This is a genomic window from Paraglaciecola sp., assembly GCF_030730205.1.
Classification (GTDB): Bacteria; Pseudomonadota; Gammaproteobacteria; order Enterobacterales; family Alteromonadaceae; genus Paraglaciecola.
Window position 1 is genome coordinate 1 of sequence record NZ_JANQVQ010000192.1, and the last position, 12,494, is coordinate 12,494.

8 protein-coding genes are annotated in these 12,494 nt (G+C 38.9%); all 8 read right to left on the reverse strand.

Annotated elements, in window-relative coordinates; translation table 11 throughout:
• Positions 1–132 precede the first annotated feature (132 nt).
• The 8 genes from NWQ57_RS12955 to NWQ57_RS12990 all read right to left on the reverse strand — a co-directional run bounded on the left by NWQ57_RS12955 (position 133) and on the right by NWQ57_RS12990 (position 12,007).
• Entirely contained in the window at positions 133–1,107 is a 975-nt protein-coding gene (locus NWQ57_RS12955) for a hypothetical protein (RefSeq protein WP_306022572.1), read from the reverse strand.
• A gap of 1 nt (position 1,108) precedes the next feature.
• Positions 1,109–3,019 carry a right-handed parallel beta-helix repeat-containing protein gene (locus NWQ57_RS12960; RefSeq protein ID WP_306022573.1) on the reverse strand — a complete coding sequence of 637 codons (1,911 nt, stop codon included), beginning with the start codon at positions 3,017–3,019 and terminating at the stop codon, positions 1,109–1,111.
• Between the two features lie 26 nt (positions 3,020–3,045).
• Positions 3,046–4,236: a murein transglycosylase domain-containing protein gene (locus tag NWQ57_RS12965; protein ID WP_306022574.1), complete on the reverse strand. Its 1,191-nt coding sequence runs from the start codon at positions 4,234–4,236 to the stop codon at positions 3,046–3,048.
• A 155-nt stretch (positions 4,237–4,391) separates the two neighbouring features.
• Positions 4,392–4,847 (reverse strand): hypothetical protein, encoded by a 456-nt coding sequence (locus NWQ57_RS12970; protein ID WP_306022575.1) that lies wholly within the window; start codon positions 4,845–4,847, stop codon positions 4,392–4,394.
• A gap of 1 nt (position 4,848) precedes the next feature.
• Complete coding sequence (locus NWQ57_RS12975; protein ID WP_306022576.1) at positions 4,849–5,208, reverse strand: hypothetical protein; 360 nt, start codon at positions 5,206–5,208, stop codon at positions 4,849–4,851.
• The gene (locus tag NWQ57_RS12980) at positions 5,205–8,789 is read right to left on the reverse strand and encodes a hypothetical protein (protein WP_306022577.1); all 3,585 of its coding nucleotides are present in this window, start codon (positions 8,787–8,789) and stop codon (positions 5,205–5,207) included. The genes NWQ57_RS12975 and NWQ57_RS12980 overlap by 4 nt, the downstream gene beginning before the upstream one ends.
• A 158-nt stretch (positions 8,790–8,947) precedes the next feature.
• A complete protein-coding gene (locus NWQ57_RS12985; protein WP_306022578.1) occupies positions 8,948–10,939 on the reverse strand; it encodes a CsgG/HfaB family protein in 1,992 nt (663 codons plus the stop codon).
• A gap of 9 nt (positions 10,940–10,948) precedes the next feature.
• The gene (locus NWQ57_RS12990) at positions 10,949–12,007 is read right to left on the reverse strand and encodes a hypothetical protein (RefSeq protein ID WP_306022579.1); all 1,059 of its coding nucleotides are present in this window, start codon (positions 12,005–12,007) and stop codon (positions 10,949–10,951) included.
• Positions 12,008–12,494 lie beyond the last annotated feature (487 nt).

Below are 12,494 nucleotides of genomic sequence, written 5' to 3' on the forward strand. Positions count from 1 at the left end.
AGACGAAGCCTCTTATGTTACCGGCAGTATCATTGATGTGACGGGTGGTAAGTAATTACTTTGAACCAATCTCAAATCAATTTTGGGTCTACGGGCACCAGTGTCGTTTGTTAACTTGCTTCATGTTATGAATTAATCTAACACGATGATGACTGCGGGTTTGGCAAAAAAGTGATTCGCAGCCAACAGGCCTAACCGTTCACCATTCTGTTGATTAAGAATAATGTTAGTAGCGTTTTCGCTACTGCTCTGAGCTTTAATCAATAAAGGATTGTCACCAACAATTGGGTGATTCATAGCAAACTCTAAGCTTCTAGAAAATAATGAAAGCAACTTACCCGATTTCATGATGATCTCTTTATCTTGAAGACTCGGGTATATTGTTTCACCTTCTAGATTTTGAATATTGGGCGCAATAGACGGTAAAAATCGATAGCCCCTTACATCAATAATCAAACCCGTCGGCTGAGACTCTATCCGGGCACTCGCTAATGAGGGACTCTCCATAAAAAGATTTGATTCTAACTTTCTAACTCGTTCATCTAATTTTTGAATCTCTGGCCTCAATGAAGAGTTTGAGTTTGATTGACTTAATGGTAATTCCTGAGCGTGTGCGCTAGATATAAAACCACTAAAAAAACGCTGCATTATTAACCAAGCACTTAACTCTGAATTGACCGATTTCTGATAAATACTGTTTGATAAGGGTCCCGCAATAAATAAACCCATAGTCACTTTACATGTATCATCGTCGCCCATATCTCGATTTAAAATACTGGCTCCCCTTACAACCCCATCTACCGCAGTTTTCACTACGTCATATTCTGCAGCATAGTGAGAGACACTAGTACTAACGCTGACACGTACACCTTGAGTTGCTTCAATAAGATTCCTCTGAGCATCAGTAACTGCCGCCCGGCACGCCAACAGCCGACCAACCTCTATGCGTTTTCCTTCAGGTGCTATTCCAAATCCTTCGGCAGTCACCATACCTGAACTCCAGTTCATATTACTGCTTGCAGACAGCCATTCTTTATAAACGCCTGCTTCTTGACTGAACGTTTGCCCGCTGAAGAACATTACCAGAGGAAAAATGTATCCTTTCATTTTAATACCTTACCTTACCTAAAATAGTCATTGCAGAGGCTGCAGGTTGCCAAACGTTGTTAATTGCCTCCTGCTCATAGATGGACGAACTTTGAATGTGGAAGGGGAAATTTTCTGAAAATCGAGTGTCACTTATGTAAAGTCTAGCTTGATCTGTCACGACCAAAGCACTCATATTGCTGCCCTGAAAAACGCAATTTTTTACATGAACCACAGCACTGTTGCTAACGACTATAGCCGAATACTGACTATCGACGATTGAACAATTATCGATTGATGGCTTACCATTCAAGACCTCAATCCCTATTCCAGCACCTTGGATAGATACCCCATCAATATAAACGTGTTCTTTACTGTCTAGCGTCAAATATGTCTGTGCTGCCATATCACCCGTTATTGCTTTTAGCGCAACTAAATCCTCTCCAAACATAAAAATACTACCTTGAATTAACAATTTTCCAGCGCTTGAATAGTGTATTTCCGTGCCGGGTTGAATAAATAAGGTACTGCCTGGTGGCTGAATAACTGGCTGATCAATAATAAAAGGCCCTTGCTCTCGAAGTAGTATCCATTGACCACTAAGATCTTTGGGTAGACGCGCGACTTGTATTAATCTTGCTTCATACATACTTGCAAGAGGATAAACTGGACTTGATACTAGGAGTGGTTGACTTCTATTTCCTGCTTTATCTATCGCAATTATGGCTAATTTAACTTCGTCAAATAGTGGTGCCTGATGTTGCCAAACAAACTCAGTTTGATAAGTTTCAAACACTTGCTGATCTTGCTCCACTCTCATATTAAGTATAACAAAACGTAAATCGGTTTCTTTGTGAGTCCACTCCAGCGATATGCGTGTTGCTTCATTTTTTTGTCTGAGAAGTCTCACAGGCTCAGGTTGGACATTATCGAAATTCACGAGACCGACAGAACTTATGTATTTACTTGTGGTACCAGAGCTATCTCTTAAGTACCCCGTTAACATTAGCTCACTTCCGTTCCAACGCCTGTCAACGGAAATTGACCCTAGATATATTCCAGGCTCTTTTTCAGTCAAAGGGAAGACTTGATCGATACCTTCGATGCTAACACTGGCAAGCTTATTTGCTTCACCTTTTATTCCTACTTGTAGTGCGTCACCATATCTAAGAACTTTGTCTACTCCATCATGCAAAACAGTATCGATATAAGAATGTGTTACTTGTTGGTATTTATCTGGCTGGGGGAAGTCGTTATAAATTTTGCGGCCTAATTTATCCGCTACAGCAAGTAAATTTTCATCAGAGAGATGAAAAGCTGTCACAGCAATATTGTATAACATTGACAACGCGTTCATCGAAACACCACCTTCACGTGAGATTTCTTCAAAATCCCTTTGCCATAGTGTTTGTCCTTTAGCATTCACTAAAGACACTCTCACTGAAAAAGTAATTTGTGCGTAAATACCGACATAAAATTTGTCGTAATTCAAAATTTCTACAAACAATAAACCATCCACATCGAGCAAATTAGATAGAAATCCAGCATCTTTGGGCGTTAAGTTTTGATTGGGATCGAGGACAGTTAACCGATTATCGATGTCTTTGATATGAGAAAATCGATAATTCGTGCTCGCAAGATGCCCGAATAAAGTACTGCGTAAAATTTGAGGGGCCGCAGGCTCTTTTGTACTATTAAAGAAGGGTAGTATGGCAATTGATTGTGGAAACTGAATAGTGCTTTGTTCTGCTAAAGAAGTCTCGTTTAAAGTTTTTTTAGCTATTATCACTTCATCCGCAACACTGTTCTTTTGCGATGTTAATTCTAAAGAATTTTTTTGATCTACTGGTTTATTAACGTCATTCGTTGACTTGCAGGCACCTAAAAGAAAAATGGTCAAAATGAAAAAACTTAGATATAAACTTTTAATCATGCTTTTCTGGTTCCTTTCTGACTGTGTTACAAATCAAAACTGATATAAGTTTTTTTACGAGCAAGCACTTTTTGTAAATAATGTTTAGTTTCTTGAGCGGGTAAATTGTCCATCAAATGGGAATAGGTTTGTTCTGCTCTCAAAGAATTAATTTTTGTGATGGCAAGCTGTAAACTTTTTTTGTTAACAAATGTTCTCGCCAAATTCCCTACACCAGTGTTGTAGCTCGCTAGTATGCAGTAAAGACGGCTTTGAGTATTTTGAACGCCCCGTAAATAACGGCTAGAAAGAAGATGAATATAGGTAACGCCAAGTTTTAAATTATTATTTTGGTCGAACAAGTAGTCGGGTTCGACAACCTTACGCTGACCATATAAATATTCGTATGCATCGACCCCCGCTGTGCTAGGAACCAATTGCATCAAACCAAATGCTGGCACAGGAGACATTGCCATGGGGTTAAAACTCGACTCTGTTTCTATAATCGCTAAGATTAGTGATACATCTAAAGAATACTTATTGGCGAGTTCCTTAACTAAATCTATTTTACTCTCAAGAAGTTTTTTCTGATAACCGTTTATAAATGGGATGCTTAATACGAATTTATTAACGGATTTATTGGTTTGAATTATTAATGATGTACTTGGTTGTGCGGCAGCAACATCGGCCTCTGAAAGTAGCAGATTGCTTGACGCGTTTTTTTTAAGTTTGCTCCCAACTGAGTCTATTTTTGTAGGAGTGGTCTTAATTAAAACTTGTGCAGCTGCCGAATTGCCGCTTTGGTTGCTCAATACCGCCTCTTCAATTAATGCTTCTATTTGGGCCACCGTATCATTGGCAAGTATGTCATCGGTATGCACATAGGGCGAAGTCGGTGGTGAAAAAGAAACCAAATTTTGTTTAGCATTGGCGTACGTCAGCTCTTTCTCCAACGCCTGCTTAAAAACATCAGCGTCAGCAAGTTGCGACTGATTGCTTTGGGCTACTTTGACTGCAAACGCTTTCAACATTGATAAGCTTGACACAACGTCATGTTCAAGCAGAGACTCGATTCGATAAACACCTTCTTCAAAATCAAAGGTTGCTCTTGTTGTTAATGTGTCATCGTAAGTTGTCCACGATTTAGCATTTGGGAGTGTTACATCATCCTGCCAATTGACGGATATTTTTTCAGTCAAGCCTTGGTACGCTTTTTCTACCGCAAGTTTGACTTGCAAAAAGCGTTTTTCAAGATCCGCATCATGACGCTCAAATTTTGCATCCAGAGCTGCATCTAGGGTTGAAAACTCATCGTCAAGTTCATCAACGCTTTGTGCATACACATTCCCAACAATACATAAAAACAATGCCGATGCGTATTTCAACGAAAAATTCATTCGTTACCAGCTGGTTGATTACTTTGAATGAATTGCTCTATTTCTTGCATGTTCATTCGACTTCTACAGACTTCAGGTTCGTTGTTTACACAAATTGCCATGACCACTTCAACAGAAACGCTTTGCGCATCTTCACTGATGATTTGATCGTATTCAAATGCACCAGCTAACAACGATTTAACCCTTGTTGCGACTATATCACTACTAATTTCATACTCTTCCATTGTGGTGCCACCAGTCAACCTAATACCTTTGATTTGCTCACTTAGGTTGCGTTGAGCATCGACTATAGCTGCACGTCGAGCCATCATTTTAGCCTGCGCCGCTATGGTCACACTGCTTAAGTCTGCCGTACCAAAACCACTTGCGGTGAGTAAGCCCGCTTCTTTGGCACTGATAGAATAAGTAGCAAAAACAACGAGTACTGCAGTAACAATCCTTGTATAACGCATCTTATTTACCTTTATAATCCGCTTTCAATTGAATGATGAGTCGCCCAGCTAAATCGATTTTGACCCCTTCCTCGATTGAACTCACGAGCTGATCAATGACATCCAATTTAAAAGCGCTTTCCAATAGATATTTTTTCGCTTGCAATAGCTCTTTTCTGCAAGCCATTGGCGCGTATTCCATCGCATCTCGTAAATTACTCGTGTTCAAAATAATTCGACCATTTTCAAATACGCAATTTTCATATTTTTTCTTTATCTGTTGCAGCTCTTCACTATTAAGCGACTGAGATGTTTGATTGGCTCCTTCAGCGCAAAGTTTCGCTGAAAAGCAAAGTAACAATAACGCACTTAGTTTTTTCATTTTAATGTCCCAACCATAGGTAAGATTAATTTCACTTCTAAAGAAGGATTACTCTCAAGTGAATCCTCGTCTTTAGCTAAGATGTAATAACAATATTCATTACCTAATTCTACTGTTCTATCAATATAGCTAGTTGACTGATTGTCCAATGAAACTAATTTACTAGCTCGGCTACATGTTTTACCTCGATAAATAAGATATTGACTAATATCGATTTCGCTACTGCTCTGCCACGTCAGCAATACGTTTTTTTCAATTATATCTCCTTTAAAAGCTAACACTGGGGAGGGTATTAGCTTTGTCTTCGCACTAATCGGCTCACTTTTAGGTCCTTCAACTTTAAAACGGTTAAAGCTAGAAATGATGTATTGATATTCTGTACCGTGCTCCAGTTTGCTGAAAAAACCACCTTCATCAACATAACGTGATTCTGAACTACTTAACTTCTGAAGCTCATCCACTTTGCCGTTTTCTAACGAGCGATAAACGATATAGCCGCCAACATCAGGGTCATCAAAGGGAGCCCATGATAATTCAACTTTTTTTACGCTACCACTTAACGCCTTAAAAGATTCGGGTGGTCTGGGGAGCGCTTTTGTCATGACTTCTATCGTATTACTCTCCCCCAAGCTAACGTCTTTATCCAATGCTATTACCTTATAAAAGTACTGTTTTTCATCGAGCAAATTCTTATCGTCAATAAAGATTTTTTTATCCGTAGTCGCTATTTCCTGCCACGTTACATTGTTTTCTGAACGTAAAATTTTATATTTTTTTACCAAATCAATTGATGACCAAGTCAATTCACTTTTTCTTAGTAGCTCTTGATTGGCTGCACGTAAAACAATTTTTTGCGGGCTTTTAGCAGAAACTACAGTTGAATCAATGCTAATTAGACCATCGACATCAAGCAGTCTTATTTTGTATTCTGCGCTTGCATAAGGAAGTAATAAGCTATCTCGGTATAGCGTTGTGGCCGCATCAAACTTATCTAATAATGTCCACTGCTCTTCATGGTTCCAACGTCGATAAATTTCTGCTGTTTGTAGGTCTGTTTCTGAACCAGTTAGCCACCTAATTGTTAGATTTTCGCCCTCAGTGTTAATGCTTAAGTTAAAGGCAGGGCTTGGAAGCTTTTTACTTTTTCCTTCAAAAAATTGTCCCATTGGACCAATAGCATCATAGGTATTTCGACTAGCGATTGCATATCTATAGTTCACACCATGCTCTATCGAACCACTTAAAACAGAATCCGTATATGTAGCAGGCGCCGCAGTTGGCACCTCAGCCAAAAATTTAAACGAGGAATAAGCATCCTTTTGCGTCGCTCGATATATTACGTAACTCTTAATATCCGGATCGTCAAGCAAGGGCCAATTGAGCGTAATTAAATTGGCTTTACCACTAATAATGCTTACTCCCTTCGGTGCTGGAATATTTTTAGTTTTCACTGAAAATGCTGCTGATTGAGTGACTAATTGTTCTGCGTACCACACCGCAATGATGTATTCATATTCCATACCGTCAGCTAGATTTTTAGAATCTTGGTAGTGGGTTTCTGTCCCTTTTAACTCTGTGATCAACTGCCACTCTTCACCTCCTTTACGCCGTAAAATCTGTAATTTTTCGACTACGGGTATGGCTTGCCAAGCAAGATTCACTTTACGAAGTAACCCGCTAGACTGAGGGAGTATGACCAAGCTGTTAGTGTTTTTCTGAGGAACGGTGGAAATAGGCTCACTGCTTAAATTATCAGCGTCGACAACGATAATGCGATATTCCACAGTACCTTGTGGTAACAGTTGAGCATCGGTAAACGAAAAAATATGCCCTTCAAGTATCGTTAACTCTTGCCAAGTGTGTAATTGCCAACGTCTCTCAATTCGATAACGCACGAGATTGTCAGTGTCTTCAGCTCGAGTCCAACTTAACTTCATTACACCCTGTTCTAATAGAGCGGAAAATTGGCTAACCGCTTGTGGTGACTCTTTACTCGTTCCTTGTTGTACCTGCGACAAATCACCAGAAGCACCAACCGTATTTAGCGCTGCTACCGCGTAATAGTAGCTACTACCGTCTTTTCCGACCTGTTTATCAACAAAGTGCGTTACTGCTGGATTGTTAACCTCGGCTATTTTTTCTAAAGTGATATTGACTTGTTCAGAGAACGGCGTTCTGAAAATAGCGTAGCCTGTAAGGTCTGGATCTTGAATGCCTTGCCAAGTCAAAGCAATTTTACCTGCTAAGCCGCTCTCAATTGTCAGATTTAAGGGAGCGGGCAATGGCCCCTGACTTCTAAGAATAATTGGCTCGCCCAACGGTGAAGATGAATAATCGTCAAAAACACTTATGGCGTATTGAAAGGCCTGATTTTCTGCTGAATAGTCTTTATCAACATAACTAGTTTGGTCTACATCATTCACGGATGCTATTTGCAACCATTCTCCTGTTTCATTTTCACCTCTCCGATAGATGTTATAGCCTTTACCTGCCTGCACCGCATGCCATTTAACCAGCGCCTGCCTAACTCCATACACCCCCGTATCAATTAAACTTGGGGGCTGGACGGGAATATGAGAAATTGAATCTGATGTTTTTCCAAACTCTCCGTTAGAAGTCGCTCTTACTGCATATTCGACTGGACCACTCACAGATTGCGACTCAGCATCAATTAATGTGTATTGCTTGATAACTGAGTTTTTATCACTTTTGTTACTACTAGTATTGAGGCTATCTAAAGAAATACGATTTACTTCTTTCCAAACTTGTCCTTTTTGACGCCTGACTAGCTGATAAGCATCTATGTGCAAGCCAATATTTTGAGCTGACGGTAAGAACGCAACTTCAATGCCTTTAATTAAATGTGTTACCGATAAAATAGCTGGAGCAGCAAGATTTGATTCGACTTGAACATTAATACTAATTTTAGCTAATTGATTGCTCCTCAGTTCATCACCTGAGGGAGTCAAAAGCGATACTTGATAAAAAGCTTCTCCATTAATACCGCTTATATCATCTACAAACTCAGGCTCTATTACACTAGAAATATAGCTAAACGGCCCTTGTTCTGATAAGCCCCTGTAAATATTAAAACCCAGACTTTCTGGTGCAAAAGTCCCTACCGTCCATTTAATTCGACTTTGCCCTTCACTAACCTCAGCGCTAATTGATTCCAGCCAAGCTGCTTGGGCTCCTGCAGGATCATTATTATTAGAAGAAACAGAGATAAAGTCATCGATAGCTTTTGCTACTGTTTCTCCTATTACTTTTCCTCGATTTAGTACATCTTGTTGATTTAAAAAAGTGAAATTCCAATCGGCAATAATTTGACGATTGGCTGAAGAAAATAATGCAATATGGCTTTGTATATTTGAATTAATTCTTGAGACCGTTCCCATTAAGACAAAGTTAACATCGAGTGCCTGCCCTGCCGCCAACGCTTGTTGCTCATCAAAGCCTTGAATAATGCGATTCCGCATTAATACGACTTCCATTTCACGTTGATTAAGCAGAATTAAGCTTTCATTCTTACGCAGTTCGTTTCGGACAACATAGCCAACGTCATTTTCAATTCCAACCACATCCATACTCTTTGCGGTAAATTGAAAAATAGCAACACTATGATGTTTGTTATTTGCATACGAGTAGGAGCAAACTACGCTGTACAAACAAAAAACTACAAACAAGCCCCTCAATCTCTGGCCATATAGAGACATATAATTCGTCCGTAAAGTTTTACTTAGTTAATAGTAAAACGATAACGAGCAAGAAGTTCGTTTATGCGTTTATTGGCTTCAATAGTGACTGGAGAGGATGAGACTGACTTCAATCGTTCGTTGTAAATTGCATAGGTATAGTTTTCAACAGCAATATCAAATTCAGCTCGCTGCTCTCGGTCTTGACCTTCGTTGAAATAAAAGGTTTCTAATTGCTGTAATGGACGCAAGACCTCTCCTGCCATGTGCTCTACTATTTCATCTGTAAGTTGCTGCATGATTTCAGTATCGGTAGGCACTTCCATAGGGTCAAAGATAATTCCAGCATCTTGAACCCCAGCGTTTGAGGTATCTTCAAGTTGGACTTTGCGTTCAATAGTGTCAACGCGAGTATTTTCACCTGTTAACACATTTACGATCCTAAATGACAACTGAATGAAACCTACTTTTTTCGTTTGGGTGACGTCGTATTCTTTTTCACCAAATTCTGGGACCATTATTTTCGCAAGGGGGGCTGTTTTAAGTTCTTGCTTAGAAGGGCTGGGGTTTACCGCCTTCCAATTAAGGTATTCAATATTATCCTCTATTTTTTGACCAATTTGATAACGAATGGTTTTAGTACTAGAGGCCGTATTTTCATCAACTTTATACAATAGTACTGAACCCATGATTGCGTAGTCGATACCATAAATCCGCCCCATTTCTTTGGCCGTATTTTCAGAGACCACGCCTATTTGTCCGAGTTTCATTTCCTCTAATATGGAAGATAGCTTTTCTCGTTCTAAAATTTTGATGTCACTACTAGCGTTATTAAACAAACGAGAAATCAAATTATTGGCAACAATGACGCCAGCGTCAGTGCTACTTGAAGGACTATTAAAATCAAAAACCGCAATAGAGCGTCTAGCACGACTGTAGATATTATCTTCGACATTCCGCACTTTTGTGAACAGTTCAGGATAAGCAGGATTTACAACGCTAATGACGTTAAGTAATACGAGAGCCATACCATATTGGCCTTTTTGCGTATAAGTTTCAGCACTGTAATCTGCTTGTTGAGAAAGTGCTGTGCGCAAATTTTCAAGCTTATTTGACGCAAGAGAGTTTAACTCTCTTAACGCTAAAAATTGCTCTTTTGCTTCGATCAGTCTGCCCTCACTCATAGACTCTAACATGGCGTTAGCTATTTGCTCCGATTGTTTTTGTTTGGCAACCTTTAGCAATTCATTGCACTCTGTACTAGCTTTCCCGTATGTCAGAGCTGCCTTGCAGTTAGTGATAACGTCACCCCAATTTTCACTATCTTGTGCACTTTGAACTTTACTGAGAAAATAATCCTGATTGTCATTTTGCTCTACTTTTTTCAACAAGCTTTTAGCAATAGGATTGTTTGGAATTATACTCAACAAATCATTCAGATATTGTCGAGCCTGTTCAAACTGATCGTTTTTGATTGCCGTATTGGCTTGCCCTAAATAATATTTATTAGATTCAGCAACAACTGTTTTTAAACGGTTTTGTATGTCTTCGTAATTACTGAAACGGCTTTCAATATTCACTAGAAGTTGATGGGCATTTTTCCAATCATCAGCGGAAATGGCTCGTTTAGCGAGCTCGTATTGTTGCTGTAAGTCAGTATATAAATTTGCTCTTTTTAGTGAGATTGTTTGAATCATAGCTTCGGTTTCACCGCTGCTGATACCGACTTTTGCCAAGTCGGTTATTAAGGCTTCGGCTTCATCCAGCGATTTTTTGGTTACTTCCGCAGCCAACAAATCATTTACCTTGTTTAAATTTGCTTGCGAATAACGTAATTTTAAATCTGCAAGCCTTGTAGCAAACTGCTGATTTTTCGGATTTTTACTAACAGCCTGTTCAAGATATGCAATCGCTTCATCATACTGATTAACGGATGCTAATTTATTCGCTGTATCAAATTCTTTGGTACCCTGAGACGTTGAACCGCAACCACTTAATGCGATTAAAACGGCGGTGGTTAATAGAGCTTTTTTCATCACTTTTTCCTAATGCTTTGAACTTAGAGTAATTTCTGAACCGTTAAAACGTGACACGATGAATGGGATGTTAGGATCTAAACTTAACGCATTTAACTGCGCATAAAGCTGCTCTGACCATCCTTGATATTCTGTTAAATAAACGCGTTTATTTAACTCTTTCATATGAATTTGCAGTGGACTCAAACCAACAACTGCATCTGACAGAATAGCTTCTACTGCCATCGCTTCTTGGTGATTTTTAAAATCCAAATTGAGTAAAACTTCTTGGGTAGAATTATTCAGCCACATTATTTTTGTATCTAAATTGATTCTTTGCGACACTCGTTGGGCAAGTTGTTCAGCCAAGGTACTCAGCACTTTTAAGCTATTTACGCCCGTGGATTGTTTTGCTTCAGTAGAAGTTGAGAGGACGTTGCCGGTTCTAGCGTTGAGTAATTGGGTAGCGACTGAAATTTGATTTGAATGGAGTTCAATGTCTTGATAGTTAGAGCGAGAAATATTAGTACTTAAGCTGCTACTTATAATGAATGAAGGGCTCAGTGACGATGTTGTTACTGAGTCAATAACATTAAAACCTAACCTTTTTAAGTATGACGTTAATTCTGCTTTGAATACTGCTTGAGCAATCGTTGCATAATCCCCATTCTCAATAAGAGTGGTTATGGCAATAGTTGGCTGCTTATACCAATTAAATTTTGATAATTCTTGACTAGTTGCCGCTATCGCTTGGCTATCATTTATATTGGCTTTTATTTTGACAAAATAGGTAGAGGAATCAATTTTTCCCTCTTCAAGCATCTCGTAGCTGTCTAAATGCCCCTTTACTGTTGAATATATCTTTTCTGATGCCAACATGAAATTATTTGTTTCAGTTCTTGCACTGATATAACTACCTAGTAGTTGTTCAACAGCTAGTCGTTTAGCGTCCTCCAATGCATTTTTTCGAGCATCAGAAATATTTCCTTCAACAATAGCACCTAAGCCTTTCACCTCAGTGGTGGCTGCATTTGCGTTATTTATACACAATCCGATTAGCAAACATGCTCTAATTAATCGATTTAACATCCTATTCCCTTAATAAACCGAACTTAAATGTAACAATAGATGACAGCACTCGAACAATAAATCAAAAAACCAAGTGTTACCATAGGCATACATATATTTTTTGAAAATAGGGGCTAACCAGAGTAGAAGATTTAATTATTGAGCAATAAACTGCCTAATCCACTTTAAAAGTAGCTAAACCCAAGCATTTAGTACAAAAATGTATTGAATTAGAGACTCTTTGAAAGAGTCAATACACTGATTTTGTCATTACTTTATGGCCATTTTTTTAACTTGTCTCTCCCAACTAAGAAGTGCCTAGTGGTTATGATGAAGGCTGAGAATTGCCGGTTATAAGCTTTTACATTTGGTTACTTTGGTCAAATGTTGATTGAGTTATAATGATGTTATCAACTGAAATGAATGTGTTCTCACAAAAGAAAAAGGAATAAGTATGAAAGCGCCTATAAGGCAAGTGCTTGGCATTATAGTTGGTGTGTGTTTAAGC